Source organism: Streptomyces sp. NBC_00466, assembly GCF_041433995.1.
Classification (GTDB): Bacteria; Actinomycetota; Actinomycetes; order Streptomycetales; family Streptomycetaceae; genus Streptomyces.
Genome location: NZ_CP107897.1, coordinates 179,411 through 193,585 on the forward strand (window position 1 = coordinate 179,411; position 14,175 = coordinate 193,585).

The following is a 14,175-nucleotide window of genomic DNA, read 5'->3' on the forward strand; positions in this document are numbered from 1 at the left end:
TCCGCGGCGATGCCGTCGAGCCACTGCGGTTCGTGTCCCGCCCGGCCAGGCAGATGTCTGCTCGTTCGCGTGGACTGGGGTTCGGGTTCTGGTGTCGGTGCCGAGCATGAGCACACTGTCGGTGAAGGGTGGGCCCGGCTCCCCTTCCGGGGACGCATTCATGAGGCCCCCGGCCAGCCGTCACAGCTCTGGGGGCCTCGTGCCCATGACGCTCTCCCGATCCCATCGTCGTTGCCTTGCTCGGCAACTGACCGGAATCTGGCATGACGACCACGGTGGACTTCTCATCCACTGCTTCGGGCATCCGTAACCGACGCAGCCGGAAGCGGAAGCTGACCGCGAGCAGGATGTTCGTCAGCAACCACCGGGCCTCCCACCAGACCGCGACCGTCCGCGCAGGAGTGCCGTGGACGCTGCACCCGGCCTTCTCTGTGTAGCCCGCGTCGGCGCTGCGGTCGAGTTCCGTGCGAATGACAAAGCCGCAGCCGCAGCCGCGGTCGCGGCCCGTCGGTCCGCGGGACGCTGCCGAAGCCCTACCCCCTAGTGCACACTTTTGTACACTGGTGAGCATGACGGAGACGACGTACTCGATCGTGGAAGCCCGCGCGCGGCTGGGCGCCATCGCCCGCGAGGTCAGCGCCACCCGCGAACCGGCTGCCATCACCGACCACGGCCACACCATCGCCATACTGGTCAGTCCCGCCGACGCCCTAGAGCTGCAGGAGATGCGCGCGCTCGCCGCCTACCGCGCCCGCCAGGCCCGCGGCGAGAGCGTCGGCGTTCCGCATGACGAGGCCTACCGCCGCGTGTTCGGCGATGAGGCGTGAGCTACGAAGTCATCTGGGAGCCCGAGGCACTCGCTCAGGCCGAGCGCTTCGCCAAAGACGATCCCCACGGAGTCCGTCAGGTGTTCGCCGCCGTCGACCGCCTCGGCGAAGAGCCCAGACCTGAGGGCGCGTTCGGCAGCACCGACGTGCTGCGCATCCACGTCGGCATCTACCGCGTGATGTACGAGATCAACGACCAGCAGGTCCGCGTCAGCGTTATCCATCTCGGCCGTCTGCGCTGACGGCAGCCTCTCCCGCTGCTGCCGGGCCGACGATCCTGAGGCCGGTACCACCGCCGCAGGTCGTCGGGCGACCGCCGGGCTCCGTGCTTTGGGCAAGGTGATGCCCTGGGGCCTGTGCAGCTTGCCCTGGGCGCAATGTCCAGAGCACGGAGCCCGTCTCCGCCAGCCATTCGTTCGCCAGCACGTGTCGCACGATGAAGCAGTGCAGAGCGAGCGCTTCAGCTCCCAGCCCAAGCCCGAGCATGGTTGGCTGTATGAAGGGCCGTGTCCATGCTCGGTGCGAACTCAGCGACCCGCGCTGATGGAGTCGCCCAACGGCCGCAGGGCCGCTGCATCCACTCCGGCTGCGTGTTCAGCCTGCTTTTTTGCGTCGGAGAATGGTGCGGACCGTGTTCCGTGAGTGTCCGGACAGCTGGGAGATCTCCACCTCGCTCAGCCCGAGATCCTTGGCTTCGAGCACGAGGTCGTCACGTGTGGCGACCGCGTTCCGGTAGGCAGTGAGTCGTTCTCGTACATCCGTCTCGCAGCGCTCCGGCCGCAGATACGCGCTGGCGGTCGTCTCGATCGCCTGCGGGATGCGAAGTTGGGAGGCGTGCCTCCCGCTCGTGTCCATGCGGGGCAGATTAGAGGGTGGACAGGGCCGCTCAGAGGAGCGGCGCTCAGAGCTGCTCAACATTGCACACCTCCTGTGCAATGTTGCACAGCCTCCTACTCCGTGCGGGTGACCAGAGGCGTGCGGCGCGCCTTCGGCGCTTGAGTCGACTGCCCTGGTCTGCGACATCTTGGTCCGTCAACCAGCGAATCGACGACGAGGCGCTGTGCGGCTGAACAGCACAGTGACGGACCACAGTTGTGCCCGTACAGCTCAGCCTCTCGTCCGCACGAACGGAAGACCATTGCTCACACCACGCGTTGTTGCGGCCATCGACGTCGGCACCCACGCCATCGGCGGCGGCTGGGCTGTCATCTCGGCAGCCAACGACGACCCAGCAGGCCGAACGATCCATCTGGGCAACCAGTGGGAAGCGCAGCCCGATCCGACCGCGAAAAACCTCTCGGCCCTCCTCCTGAACGCCGACGACGAGCTGATCGCATGGGGCTACCAGGCCCGGCTGCTCTGGCTCACCCGGGGGGCCGAGCTCAGCGCTCAGGGCGCCCACTATCACCACGGCTTCAAGATGGATCTGGGAGTCCAGGACGAGGCTGCGGCACCCGGTGTCACGGCCCAAGACGGGCGAAGCACCGAGACCTCCTCGCTCATGCAGGAGAGTCCTCGCACCGACCGCGTGACCCTGCACTTGATGACGACCCTCCTGCGCCAGGTCGTGAACGCGACGCTGGAGCAGATCAAGGCGAGCGGGTACGACGAGTACGACGTCCGCTGGACTCTGACCTGCCCCGCCTGCTTCACCGACTACCAGAAGTCCCTGCTGCGGGACGCGGGGAAGAACGCCGGCCTGCCCGCGGAGGACGGCCGGGTCCTGCTGTCGCTTGAGCCGGAAGCTGCCGCCCACTTCGCCCGGGTATCCGGTGTGCACGTGGTCGGGGACGGAACCGGGTCTGCCAGCGACCTCTTGTCACCCGGAGCGCGCTTCATGGTGGTGGACTGCGGCGGAGGCACAGTCGACATCACGGCGTACCAGATCGACCCCGACGGCAAGATGGTCGAGATCGGGAAGTCACTCGGCGACCGCTTCGGCTCCGACTTCATCAACCGGGCTTTCGAGCGTGACCACCTGGCGGAGTGCCTGGGCGGGGAGGCGGCGCTCAACGACATCAAGGAGAAGTGCCCCGACGCGTTGCTCAACCTGATTGACCAGTGGGAGCGAGCCAAGGTCTCCGTCAAGCTCGACCAGGACGACGACATCAATCTGCAGATCCCCGTCGCGATCGACCGCGTGATGGGAGCAGCTGGCCGCCGCCACCTCGCCCGACGGCAGCCGAAGAAGAACACGACCAACATCGTTCTCACGCCGGTCCAGATCCACGCACTCTTCGACACGGTCGTGCCCGGCACGCTCGACCTGATCGAAACCCAGCTCCAGGAGATGGACGCCACCCGCGGTGACAACAAGAACCCCGACGTGATCCTCCTCGTCGGCGGCTTCAGCAGCTCCCCCTACCTCCAGCAGGCAGTCAGGGAGCGGTTCGGCGACCGCGCCAAGGTGATGGTCCCCCCGAACCCGGAGACCGCGGTACTCAACGGTGCCGTTCACTTCTGCTACGACCCCCAGGTCCGAGCGAGGCGGAGCCGGTTCACCTACGGAACAGAATGCAACTTTCCGTTCGAGGAGGGGGTGGACCCGGAGGCCAAGCGATATGTGACCACGCGAGGTGAGGTGACCTGTCAGGAACGCTTCTCGGCCTTCGCCAGGACCGGCGAATCGATCAGCACGGAAGCCGAGGTCGTACACCAGTACTGGCCCCTGGAGCTGGACGCCACTGAGCTTGACTTCACTCTCTACGCCACGCCCGACCCTGAACCGCGCTACGTCACGGACGACGGCTGCGACGAGCTCGCAACCATCACCGTGGACCTTTCTTCCGTGCAGCGCTTCAAAGACGTACGGGACCGGGCAGTGCGGCTGTTCATGAAGTTCGGTGAGACCGAAGTCAAGGTTCGCGCCGAACTTGTCAACGGCGACCACGAGGTGGCCACACAGATCCGGTTCCACTCCAACTACTGAGGGACCCATGAGAGACCTGATCAGGTTCGTAGAACCCCGCGTCGAAGCCGCGCCGCCGGTGGCGGAGTGCGATTGCTCGGACGGCCTCCTGGACGAGGCCTTGCAACGCGTAGAGGCGCTGGAACGGTCTCTTGATACGGGCCGGGAGGAGCACGCCCACATGAGCCGGCGCCTGGAGCGCCTGGAGCGGCAGCTGGGTGCCCTCCTCGCAGCCCGCACCGAAAGCCGCGACGACCTCGCCGGAACCCAGCACACCGAACACCAAAGACTCTCCCGCCAGGCCCGGACACTGGTAGAGCAGAACTTCGTCAACTTCGCGCGCCGCTACGCCGACAAGTGCCAGCGAGCCGTGAAACGGCCGGAGCGCGAACGCATCCCGTACGTGATCAGCTTGCTCAGCAAACAGCTCTTCGTCCCGGACCCACCCTCGGGCAGGTCCATCCAGCGCAAACTTCACCTGCCCGAAAATGATGGCGGACACATCGAAGCAGCTGTCACGTCCCTGCGCGGCACCTGCTCTGAACTGGCCACCAGCATTCACCGCGCCGGTCTACGGCACACATGGGACTTCACTCACGAGGTAGGAACAGCGATCGTGCCCTCGAAGCAGGAAGTCTGGCCCGCCTGCGATCCAGCAGATCGCATCGCCTTCGCGATGTCGCCGGCCTACGTAGTCGACGGCCGGGTGTACGGCCGCCAGTACGTCTACACCGTGTAGCAGTACGGTCACTCGGCTCCCCTTACTCTGGGGGCGCACCGCGTGGCCCTGGTCAGCCGTCACCGCTCGCGCGGGTCCGCCGACCGGTGGCCCGACGTCGGTCGCCGCGGTCACCGCCGGGGCCGACGCGTCGGCCGGCCCCTGACACCGGAGGCTCCCAGCCGTGTGCCGCTGGGCCGTGTCGTGACGGCCTGCCCGCCGTTGGGTGCGGTGACGCGACCGACCGGCGCGTCACCGCGCGCGGGGCAGCGACCTCTCGCCGCCCCACCGAACGAAGGACGCCGATGGCTACCCCAGCAGCCAACAGCCGAAGACTGCATTCCCTTCGCAGTGGCCCAGTTGGTCACCGTCTTCGAGAACCTCGGGGCCGAGCATCAGGCCCTGATACGTGGCCCGCGCGGCTGCCGTAGCACTGGCGGCCGCGAGCGCCTGACGCACGCCGGATAGGGTCAACAGGGCGCCTGCAACTGCCGGGAGACGCCGTGGACCATCACCTCGCATACGGATCCTGGTGGGTGACGCCGGCCGTGGCCCCCGCCAGGGGACGGTGTCTCCCGCAGCGCCACAGCGCTCTCTGATCGCGGTCAGGGCGTGAGGTCCAGAACCCGATCAGGCTCCCCCGCCCACGGCATGGCCCGTGGTGGGCCGCGATCGCCCCGTCAGGACGGTCTGTGGGTGGGCCGCGCCCCGGACTGGCGGTGGGCCGCAGCCCACGCCGTGACAGGGACCATGGCAGAACGGGGAGACCGGCTCCTCTACGCTCACCGGCATGACGCTGAACCAGGAAGAATGCGAACTTCTCCGCCTGATCTCGCTGGCGGCCGAACCCGTCGCCATGTCGGACTTCTTCCACGGCATCCACCCGCCGAACTTCCCCCGTAGTGCCGCCGCCGATGACCCGGACCGGGAGGCGTGGGTCGAACTCCAGTTGGGCCTGTACAGGGCTTCCATCTCCCTGTGGAAGGCCGACCTCGTCCGTATCGTGCAGCCGGCCAACGGCGAGCGACCCGACCTTGTCGAGATCACCGACACCGGCCGGACCGCGCTGGCGTAAGTTCATCAGCCGCACCCGTGGATAGGTGGCCGACCGGGCGGGCACCACCGCCCTTGTGGTTTACGTATCCGTGGGTCCTGGCAACTGCGACGGGGCTGCATGAGCCGGCTCCTCGGCGGCTGGACCGCGACCAGGGCCTGGCGCGCGAGGCCCTGGTCGTTCGGCTCGCTCACCACCGGCAGCACGGCTGGGAGGGAAGCCCGGCCCATTGCGCTCACGCCCCTCCTTCCGGGCTTCCCGGGACTCAGGCCCGCTTCCAGGCGTGGACGATCTCCTGCTGGTCCGAGGGGGAGGGCGGCATGGAGGTGCTGCGGTGGCTGGAGCCGGTGTCGGCGGCCGACAGGCTTTATCAGCGGTCGGCCGGGGCGGGGTAGAGCTCCGCGAGCTGGTTGAGCAGCCGCGCGTACGCCTCACGGTCCGGACCGCGAGGCCCTGCGCGAAGGCCCGGACGGCGGCGGCCCGGGTCGGGGCGAGCTTGGCGTACTCCCGCAGCGGGGACGGCGTCCCCTTGGTCAGGCCGCGGACGGCCTCCCAGTCGACGCCGGGCAGCTCCAGGAGCGCGCGGACGTCGCCGAGCCGGTAGAGCGAGACCGTTACCGTACGGTGGCGGCCGACCTCCCTCTCGTAGGTCTGCGCCGGGCGGATCCATCCGGCGGCCTCCACGTACTTCCAGTCGCTCGCCCGGATCTCCAGCACGTCCGTGGCGGCGTACTTCGCGGTGACGTACTGCTCGCCGTCGGCCTCGGCGGCCATCGTGTCCAGGTCGGTGATGAGGTACCGGCCGCCGCGCCCGGTGGTGATGCGGCCCTCCTCGCCCATGCGCACGAGGTCGCTCCAGTGCCACCCGATCCGTTCGGCGGCCGCGTCCCGGGCCAGGCTCGCCGCCTCCCACGCCACCCGCTCGGCGACGACCGCGTGCACCAGCTCGGTGTCGAGCTCGCGCGCGGCCGCCGTGGAGTACATCGGCCACCCCTTGTAGTGGTCGACCACCTCCAGGTGCTCCTGGGCGACGAGTTCGGCGACGTCATCGGGGGTGACCGGCTGGCCGGTGTGCTGGCCGAGCAGCCCAGCGATCCGGGTGGCCCCCAGAGCCTCCGGCACGTACGGCTCCTGCTGCGGGACCGCCGCGGTGGTCCTCTCGGTGGTCGCCGGGGTCTCAGTCGTGGTGTCCGTCATGCCTGTGCCTCCGTGGTCTCGTTCGTGGTGGGAAGGGTCCGCCGGTCGGCGGGCAAGATGAGCTTGAGGAAGTCCATGCGGCAGCCGTGACCGCTGATGTCGACGTGGGCGTCCGTCACCTCGTACGGCGCGCTGCCCGGCTGCTCGATCCGGGCTGAGCTTGCTCTTTAACCTTTGGCGGAGCCTCAGTGGCACCGGTAGATTCTCCGCGGTGACCTTGATGGAGACGCAGGGCCTCACGTCGATGACCGACGAGGCGCAATTACGTTGGATGGCGCTGGGGGACACGACTCGGCGGCCGGCCGTGGTCATGCTGCATGGCGGTCCGGGTCTGCCGGACTATCTGGGCGATGTCGCCCCCATGGTCGCGGACCTCGCGCCTGTGTATCGGTACGACCAGCGAGGCACGGGTCAATCCTCGTGGCGGGGGCGCCACTGCTTCGCCCGGCATGTGGACGATCTCGTCGAGTTGCTCGACGCATGGGACGTGCCCAGAGCTGTGCTGATCGGGCATTCCTACGGTACTGACCTGGCGAGCCGGTTCTGCCTGACGCACCCGGACCGGGTTGCCGCGATGCTGCTGATGTGCGGGCCGTTCGTCGGTGATTGGCGTACCGGGGACCGAGCGGAGCGAGGCCGCCGCATGTCCGCAGCGCAGCAGGAGCGGCTCCACGCATTGGAGGAGTTGCCGCACCGCACGGAGGAGCAGGAAGTCGAGCTGCTCACACTGGCCTGGTTCACCGACCACGCCGATCCCGAACGCGGGTGGCACTGGGCCACGCAGGGCGCCCGGCAGCGTCGCCCCGTCAACTGGGCTATGAACAGCGAGCTCGGCAAGGAAGGCCGCGCGGACCCGCTCGATGAGCATCTTGCCGAGCTCCGCGCATGCCTGCCCGCGCAGGCGGAGCTCCTCGGTGGGGCCGACGACCCCCGTCCTGTGTCGGCCCTTGGAGCACTCGCGCTCAGGCTCGATCTTCCGCTGACCCGCGTCGAAGACGCTGGGCACGAGCCCTGGTTGGAGCAGCCCAACACCGTGCGTGCGCACCTTCGGCGATTCGTGCAAGCCACGGTGGGCTCATAGGGCTTCGACCGGATTGCCGGCCAGCCTCATCCCCGGCTGTCGGCACTGCGGCAGGGCCGGTCTCGAAATGGTCCTCGAACTAGGGCGTGTTTGAGAACGCTTCCTGCTCGGCGCCAGCTGGGAGGCCGAAGACACGAGTCACGCAGGTGTCGAGCAGAGAGCCGAAAGCCCCTGCCGACTTCACTGCTGGCGTAGGAAGCGTGCCCGCGTCGTCCAGGCTCGCGATGTAGTCGATGTCCGCCCACCCGCCGCAGTAGAGGACGACCAGGAGTTCCGCCTCGTGCGGGCCGTGCATATGGATGCCGAGCGAGTCGGGGGCAGTCACTTTGGACCTGTTCGTTTCAAGCTGATACGGCCACGCGGACGACGCATCGCGCCAGGTCAGTGGTGCGCAAGTGAGTCCTGCGGCTTGCCAGACGGGCCGTCGGTCCGTGAGGGCAGCGGCGGCCTCGTCGAGGTCTATCACCCGGTCCATGCGGTGATGATCCCGTATCCGGGTAATGCATGGTCACGGGGACTGTCGTATGAGGGTGAGCTGGACCGTCGCTTCGTAGCGGACGGCGAGCTTGTCATAGCGGGTCGCGACGCCCCGGGCCTGCTTGAGGAGGCCGATCCGGCATTCGACCTTGTGCCTGCGCGCGTACGTCTCGCGGTCGAATCCAGGTGGACGGCCTCCCGCGCTGCCGCGCCGGATCCGGTGTCCGGCCTGGTCACGCTTCTCCGGGATGGTGTGCGGGATCTGCCGCCGACGCAGGTACTCGCGGATCGCGCGGGAGGAGTACGTCCGGTCCGCGAGAACGTAGTCGGGGCGGACCCGGGGGCGCCCGCCGCCCAGTCTGGGCATGCGGATGCGGTTCATGACTTCATAGAACACCGGGCGTCGGACCGCTGTCCGGTGGTGATCACCGTGGCCAGGACGTGGGAGGAGGCGTCGACGGCGAGGTGGAGTTTGATCGTCACCCGTGCGAGGGCGCGCCCAGTACGCCGCTGACTTAAGGCCCGTCACATGGCGAGGAGCGCCCAACGGCGGCGGCCGCCGTGCTCCTGATCCGTATCAACCCCGCACGACACCACGCCCAGCACCGCCAGCTCGTGGAGCAGCGTGTCGTCGGTCGGTGCCTGATGCTGCTGGTGTGAGAGAACCATGACCAGGGCGTGCTCGTCCTGGTCGGCGAGGTGGACACTGATCCTGGGCCCCTCGTCGACCGCGGCGGTCATCAGAGCGGTCACCACCCGGTCCAGGGCTGCCCGGTCAGGCCGGTAGCCCCACTCCCCCAGCTGCCCGGCAACCAGTCGACAGGCTTTCGCAGGCGCCCACGGCTGGGCTTCCAAGGCCCAGTTCGCACCTCGCCGGTTCGCCATCGTCACCACCGGACGGCCACGCCCCGCAACCGCCGTCCCCGCGCCGAGCGGTCCGTAGGAGCGCACCGGTTCACGCTGCGGGCGCGGCGGCTCCACGGGCTTCTTCGGCGGCGGCGGGGTCTTCGGCGGATACGAGGGCGGGGCCGGGCTCTCACCGGTGTGCAGCGGTGTAGTCGTCACAGCAGCCTCCCCGAGGCAGTAGCCAGGCCGGTACAGCCCGTGAGCCCATCGTAGGGACCGGCTGGTCCAATGGGTCCCCACTCGTCAAATACTTCTCCACCCGCGGGTGCTGAGCGCCCGTCGGCGGACGGGCGCTCGGTACCGCAGCCCCCGGCCCGTCGCGGTGAGTGTGAACGGGGGGGGAGCAGCGGTGGCGGGCGCGGTGCGCCTGCCCTCAGAGGACTTTTGAGTGTTTGAAGACGGTGGTGTGTGAGATACCCAGGTCTTCGGCGATCTTTTGTGCGGATTCCCCGGCGCGGCGGCGTTCGGTGATGAGGTCATCGGGAAGGTCGAGGGGGCGCTGTCCGACGGCCCGGTTCACACCGGCTTCGGTCAGGCGGGCCGCGATGGTGTGCCGGCTGACTCCGAGTTCCTGGGCGATCTGCTGGATCTCCTGGCGTTCCTCAAGGTAGCGCCGGGCGATCTCCTGATTGCTGAGCGGGAGTTCTTTGTGGCTGCCCCTTCGGGGGATGTGGTGCCGGCACAGGATCCGGAACACGGTGCGCTCACTCATCCCGTGGGCGTCGGCCAGCGCTCTGGCAGATTCGCCGTCCTGGTAACGGCTGATGATGTCCTGCACTCGATGCTCCGCACCGGGATGAACGGGCCGCCGGCTGGGTGTGCGCGCCGGGGGGACCGCGGGAGCGGCCAAGCATGCTGCAGGGAACGCGGCGGCCCGGTTGCGGGCTCCGGCTTCGGTCATGAGCTGCAGAGTAGGACAGCCAAGAGGGGTTGGCGAGAGGCAACGGCGCGCGCCGACCAACCTCAGCGGGACGGGATTTCATGGTTCCGCTCGCTCCCCGTGGCGCGGCTGCGGGCGGCGGGGCGGGGCACATGGCGGGTGCTGTCAGGGACTGGTCGGAGACTTTCCGTGATAGTCCGTGGTCACGGAATCAGGGATGTTTCTGTCCGTCGAGGGGCGGGAGGAGACCGGCGTTTCGGATGGGGTCCGAGGACTAGGGTGGGGGCTTCCCACGACCTGCCCGGAGGTGCCTGCCCGGTGGCTGACAGCTTTGTTCACCTGCACAATCACACGGAATATTCGATGCTCGACGGGGCCCAGCGGCTGGGTCCGATGTTCGAGGAGGTCGCGCGGCAGAGCATGCCTGCGATCGCGATGAGCGATCACGGCAACATGTTCGGGGCCTACGAGTTCCAGCAGGTGGCGAAGAAGCATCCGGGCGTGAAGCCGATCATCGGGATCGAGGCGTACGTCGCCCCCTCGTCCCGGCGCTCCCGGAAGCAGGAGTTCTGGGGGCCCGGTGGTGTGCGGGCCATGTCGGACGACGGCGAAGGGTCAAAGGACGTCTCGGGCGGCGGCCGCTTCACCCACATGACGATGTGGGCGCAGAACGTCCAGGGTCTGCGGAACCTGTTCTACATGTCGACCGAGGCCTCCTACACGGGCCAGTTCCCGTCCGGGAAGCCGCGGATGGACATGGAGCTGATCTCCGAGCACGCCGAGGGAATCATCGCGACGACCGGCTGCCCCTCGGGTGCGATCCAGACCCGGCTGCGCCTGAACCAGTACGACGAGGCCCGCAAAGTCGCCTCCGAGTACCAGGACATCCTCGGCAAGGAGAACTACTTCCTGGAACTGATGGACCACGGCCTGGACCTGGAGCGCAACGTCCGCACCGACCTGCTGCGCCTGGCGAAGGACCTGGACATCCCGCTGCTGGCCACCAACGACGCCCACTACGTCCTGGAGGAGCACGCGGACGCGCACGACAACCTCCTGTGCATCGGGGTCGGCAAGAACAAGGACGACCCGGACCGGTTCCGGTTCAGCGGCAGCGGCTACTACCTCAAGACCGCGGCCGAGATGCGCAACCTGTTCTCCGAGCTGCCCGAAGCCTGCGACAACACCCTGCTCATCGCGGAGCGCATCGAGTCCTACGAAGAGGTCTTCGCCCCCGAAGACGAGATGCCGCAGTTCCCGGACGTCCCCGAGGGCGAGACCCAGGAGTCGTGGCTGCGCAAGGACGTCCTCAAGGGCTTGGAGATGCGCTACGGCTCCCCGATCCCTGACCAGGTCATGGAACGGTTCGAGACCGAGATGACGGTCATCGGCCCGATGGGCTTCTCCTCCTACTTCCTCGTCGTCGCGGACATCGTCCAGCACGCCCGGAACAACAAGATCCCCGTCGGTCCCGGCCGTGGATCGGCGACCGGCTCAATCGTCGCCTACGCCACCCGCATCACCGAGCTGTGCCCCCTGGAGCATGGCCTGCTCTTCGAGCGGTTCCTGAATCCCGAGCGCATCAACCCGCCCGACGTCGACCTCGACTTCGACGACCGCCAGCGCGACGCGATGGTGCGCTACGTCGTCGAGAAGTACGGCGACGAGTTCACGGCGATGGTGAACACCTTCGGCAAGCTGAAGGCCAAGAACGCGATCAAGGACACCTCGCGGATCCTCGGCTACCCCTTCTCGCACGGCGAGCGGATCACCAAGGCCCTGCCGCCGGACGTGATGGGCAAGTCGATCCCGATCTCCGGGATCTTCGACTCCTCGCACCCGCGCAACGGTGAGGCCGGCGAAATCCGCGGCCTCTACGAGAACGAACCGGACGTCAAGAAGGTCGTCGACGGCGCCAAAGGCGTCGAGGGCCTGATCCGGGGCACCGGCGTCCACGCGGCCGCCGTCATCCTCTCCAAGACACGGCTCACCGACCGGATCCCGCTCCACATGCGCGCCAAGGACGGCGTGAAGATCACCGGCTTCGACTACCCCTCGTGTGAGGACATGGGGCTGGTCAAGATGGACTTCCTGGGCCTGAGGAACCTGGGCGTCATCGATCACGCGATCCAGAACATCCGCGAGAACCGCGGGGTCAACCTGACGACCGACACCGTTCCCCTCGACGGCTCCCAGGCCATCCCCCTGGACGACAAAACCACCTTCGATCTCCTGGCCCGCGGCGACACCTTCGGCGTCTTCCAGCTCGACGGCGGCGGCATGCGCACCCTCCTCAAGCTCATGGAACCCTCCCGCTTCGAAGACATCGCAGCCGCCCTCGCCCTCTACCGCCCCGGCCCCATGGCAGCCAACGCCCACACCAACTACGCGCACCGCAAAACCGGCCGCCAGGAAATCGCCCCGATCCACCCCGAACTCAAGGACGCCCTCGAACCGATCCTCGGCAACACCTTCCACCTGCTCGTCTACCAAGAGCAGATCATGGCCATCGCCCGGGAACTCGCCGGATACACCCTGGGCGGCGCCGACCTGCTGCGCCGGGCGATGGGCAAGAAGAAGCCCGAGGTGCTGGCCGCCGAATGGGACAAATTCCATGCCGGCATGCAGGGAAACCAATACTCCGAAGAGTCCATCAAGGCCCTGTGGGACGTCATGCTTCCCTTCTCGGGATACGCGTTCAACAAGTCCCACACCGCCGGATACGGGCTCGTCTCCTACTGGACCGCCTATCTCAAGGCCAACTACCCGGCCGAGTACATGGCCGCCCTCCTGACCTCCGTCGGCGACGACAAGGACAAGGCCGCGATCTACCTGGCCGACGCCCGCAAGCTCGGCGTCCAGGTCCTGCAGCCGGACATCAACGAGTCCGTCGCGAACTTCACCGCCATCGGCGACGACGTCCGCTTCGGCCTGCGCTCGGTCCGCAACGTCGGCGATAACGTCATTGAGTCCCTCGTCGCCAGCCGCAAGGCCAAAGGCAAATTCGTCTCCTTCGCCGACTTCCTCGACAAGGCGGACCTGCCGGCACTGAACAAACGCGCCGTCGAGTCCCTCATCAAGGCCGGGTCCTTCGACTCGCTCCACCACTCCCGCAAGGGCCTGTGCGCGATCCACGAACCCGCCATTGCCTCCGTCATCCCGGTCAAGAAAGCAGCCGCCTTCGGCCAGGACGACCTCTTCGCCGACCTCGGCGCAGGCAACAGCGAAGAGCCGGTGCTCGGGCTGGACTTCCCCGTCGCGGAAGGTGAATGGCCCAGGAAACAGCTCCTGGCCAGCGAGCGCGAGATGCTCGGCCTGTACGTCTCCGCACACCCCCTGGACGGCACCGAGCACATCCTCTCCCGACACCGCGACACCACGATCAGCGAACTCCTGGGATCCGGGCGCACCGAAGGCGTCGTGCGCCTGTCCGGCCTGATCACCGGTGTCGACCGCCGCATGACCAAACAGAGCAGCCCGTGGGCGATCGTCACCCTCGCCGACCGAGACGGTGAGATGGAAGTCCTGTACTTTCCCGCCTCCTACAACCTCGTCCAGCACGCACTGATCGAGGACAGCGTGGTCTCCGTCGAGGGCAGGCTCAACGACAGGGACGGGGCGGTCAGCATCTTCGGCCAGGAGCTCCAGGTCCTGGACGTGTCCTCCGCCGAACACGGCGGCCGGCCCCCCGTCCAGCTGTCGTTCCTCTCCCACAAGGTGAACGAGCCCACCGTCAGGAAACTCAAGAGCATCCTGTCCGCACACAAGGGCGAAAGCCCTGTACGCCTGCAGATCCGCGCCCCGCAGAAAACCGTCGTCTACGAACTGGGCTTCGAAGTCGACCCGACGTCCGTCGCCTCCGACATCAAGGGCACCTTCGGCCCCGGCGTATGGATGGGCGTCGCCTAGAGGAAGCCCGGGCACCGTCTTCGGGTCGCGGCCCGTCGGGAATGGATGATTCCCCTCACCTAGTGCCCGCCCACCCACACCACGGTCACCGCCGCCGCCACCCCGACACCCACTGACTCTTGATTGGTTGCACTCAGTTGTCGGGAGTGACCTTGGGTGACGGTACCCCCGAGCGTTGTCAGACCCTCCCCGTACCGTTATGAGTCCTACTCGTGGCG

14 protein-coding genes are annotated in these 14,175 nt (G+C 67.6%); 8 read left to right on the forward strand and 6 right to left on the reverse strand.

The window, feature by feature from the left end:
• Positions 1-263: 263 nt before the first annotated feature.
• From OG210_RS33520 to OG210_RS33530, 3 genes are all read left to right on the forward strand, one after another.
• Positions 264-437, forward strand: a complete 174-nt coding sequence (locus OG210_RS33520) for a hypothetical protein (protein WP_328335848.1) — start codon at positions 264-266, stop codon at positions 435-437.
• Between the two features lie 132 nt (positions 438-569).
• Positions 570-827 carry a type II toxin-antitoxin system Phd/YefM family antitoxin gene (locus OG210_RS33525; RefSeq protein WP_328335847.1) on the forward strand — a complete coding sequence of 86 codons (258 nt, stop codon included), beginning with the start codon at positions 570-572 and terminating at the stop codon, positions 825-827.
• Positions 824-1,069 carry a type II toxin-antitoxin system RelE/ParE family toxin gene (locus OG210_RS33530; RefSeq protein WP_328335846.1) on the forward strand — a complete coding sequence of 82 codons (246 nt, stop codon included), beginning with the start codon at positions 824-826 and terminating at the stop codon, positions 1,067-1,069. Before OG210_RS33525 ends, OG210_RS33530 begins: the two co-directional genes overlap by 4 nt.
• 352 nt (positions 1,070-1,421) lie before the next feature.
• Here the strand turns inward: OG210_RS33530 and OG210_RS33535 are convergent, their stop codons facing one another.
• Positions 1,422-1,682 (reverse strand): hypothetical protein, encoded by a 261-nt coding sequence (locus tag OG210_RS33535; protein ID WP_328335845.1) that lies wholly within the window; start codon positions 1,680-1,682, stop codon positions 1,422-1,424.
• Between the two features lie 283 nt (positions 1,683-1,965).
• Here OG210_RS33535 and OG210_RS33540 point away from each other — a divergent pair, with 283 nt between their 5' ends.
• The 3 genes from OG210_RS33540 (at position 1,966) to OG210_RS33550 (ending at position 5,528) form a co-directional block, all read left to right on the forward strand.
• Positions 1,966-3,756: an Hsp70 family protein gene (locus tag OG210_RS33540; RefSeq protein WP_331719804.1), complete on the forward strand. Its 1,791-nt coding sequence runs from the start codon at positions 1,966-1,968 to the stop codon at positions 3,754-3,756.
• 7 nt (positions 3,757-3,763) lie between these two features.
• The gene (locus OG210_RS33545) at positions 3,764-4,474 is read left to right on the forward strand and encodes a hypothetical protein (protein WP_328335843.1); all 711 of its coding nucleotides are present in this window, start codon (positions 3,764-3,766) and stop codon (positions 4,472-4,474) included.
• A gap of 769 nt (positions 4,475-5,243) precedes the next feature.
• On the forward strand, positions 5,244-5,528 hold the full coding sequence (locus OG210_RS33550) for a hypothetical protein (protein ID WP_331719805.1): 285 nt from the start codon (positions 5,244-5,246) through the stop codon (positions 5,526-5,528).
• A 60-nt stretch (positions 5,529-5,588) separates the two neighbouring features.
• On the opposite strand, the gene OG210_RS33555 is transcribed toward OG210_RS33550, so the two are convergent.
• Complete coding sequence (locus OG210_RS33555; protein WP_331719806.1) at positions 5,589-6,704, reverse strand: hypothetical protein; 1,116 nt, start codon at positions 6,702-6,704, stop codon at positions 5,589-5,591.
• Between the two features lie 220 nt (positions 6,705-6,924).
• Here OG210_RS33555 and OG210_RS33560 point away from each other — a divergent pair, with 220 nt between their 5' ends.
• Entirely contained in the window at positions 6,925-7,785 is an 861-nt protein-coding gene (locus OG210_RS33560) for an alpha/beta hydrolase (protein WP_331719907.1), read from the forward strand.
• Between the two features lie 79 nt (positions 7,786-7,864).
• Here the strand turns inward: OG210_RS33560 and OG210_RS33565 are convergent, their stop codons facing one another.
• The 4 genes from OG210_RS33565 to OG210_RS33580 all read right to left on the reverse strand — a co-directional run bounded on the left by OG210_RS33565 (position 7,865) and on the right by OG210_RS33580 (position 9,946).
• Positions 7,865-8,110 (reverse strand): hypothetical protein, encoded by a 246-nt coding sequence (locus OG210_RS33565; RefSeq protein ID WP_328335841.1) that lies wholly within the window; start codon positions 8,108-8,110, stop codon positions 7,865-7,867.
• Positions 8,111-8,293: 183 nt separating this feature from the next.
• Entirely contained in the window at positions 8,294-8,644 is a 351-nt protein-coding gene (locus OG210_RS33570; RefSeq protein WP_331719809.1) for a transposase, read from the reverse strand.
• A gap of 143 nt (positions 8,645-8,787) precedes the next feature.
• Positions 8,788-9,327 carry a hypothetical protein gene (locus tag OG210_RS33575; protein ID WP_331719810.1) on the reverse strand — a complete coding sequence of 180 codons (540 nt, stop codon included), beginning with the start codon at positions 9,325-9,327 and terminating at the stop codon, positions 8,788-8,790.
• Positions 9,328-9,541: 214 nt separating this feature from the next.
• On the reverse strand, positions 9,542-9,946 hold the full coding sequence (locus tag OG210_RS33580) for a hypothetical protein (RefSeq protein ID WP_331719811.1): 405 nt from the start codon (positions 9,944-9,946) through the stop codon (positions 9,542-9,544).
• Between the two features lie 465 nt (positions 9,947-10,411).
• Between OG210_RS33580 and dnaE the strand changes: the two genes are divergently transcribed.
• Positions 10,412-13,957, forward strand: coding sequence for a DNA polymerase III subunit alpha (gene dnaE / locus OG210_RS33585; RefSeq protein WP_371540741.1), 3,546 nt, complete (start codon positions 10,412-10,414; stop codon positions 13,955-13,957).
• Positions 13,958-14,175 lie beyond the last annotated feature (218 nt).

What these genes read in the sequence shown, in the direction of transcription:
- OG210_RS33520 (WP_328335848.1), top strand. Translation starts at nt 264, where the DNA reads ATGACGACCACGGTGGACTTCTCATCCACTGCTTCGGGCATCCGTAAC.
- OG210_RS33525 (WP_328335847.1), top strand. Translation starts at nt 570, where the DNA reads ATGACGGAGACGACGTACTCGATCGTGGAAGCCCGCGCGCGGCTGGGC.
- OG210_RS33535 (WP_328335845.1), bottom strand. Translation starts at nt 1,682, where the DNA reads ATGGACACGAGCGGGAGGCACGCCTCCCAACTTCGCATCCCGCAGGCG.
- OG210_RS33545 (WP_328335843.1), top strand. Translation starts at nt 3,764, where the DNA reads ATGAGAGACCTGATCAGGTTCGTAGAACCCCGCGTCGAAGCCGCGCCG.
- OG210_RS33550 (WP_331719805.1), top strand. Translation starts at nt 5,244, where the DNA reads ATGACGCTGAACCAGGAAGAATGCGAACTTCTCCGCCTGATCTCGCTG.
- OG210_RS33555 (WP_331719806.1), bottom strand. Translation starts at nt 6,704, where the DNA reads ATGACGGACACCACGACTGAGACCCCGGCGACCACCGAGAGGACCACC.
- OG210_RS33560 (WP_331719907.1), top strand. Translation starts at nt 6,925, where the DNA reads ATGGAGACGCAGGGCCTCACGTCGATGACCGACGAGGCGCAATTACGT.
- OG210_RS33570 (WP_331719809.1), bottom strand. Translation starts at nt 8,644, where the DNA reads ATGAACCGCATCCGCATGCCCAGACTGGGCGGCGGGCGCCCCCGGGTC.
- dnaE (WP_371540741.1), top strand. Translation starts at nt 10,412, where the DNA reads ATGCTCGACGGGGCCCAGCGGCTGGGTCCGATGTTCGAGGAGGTCGCG.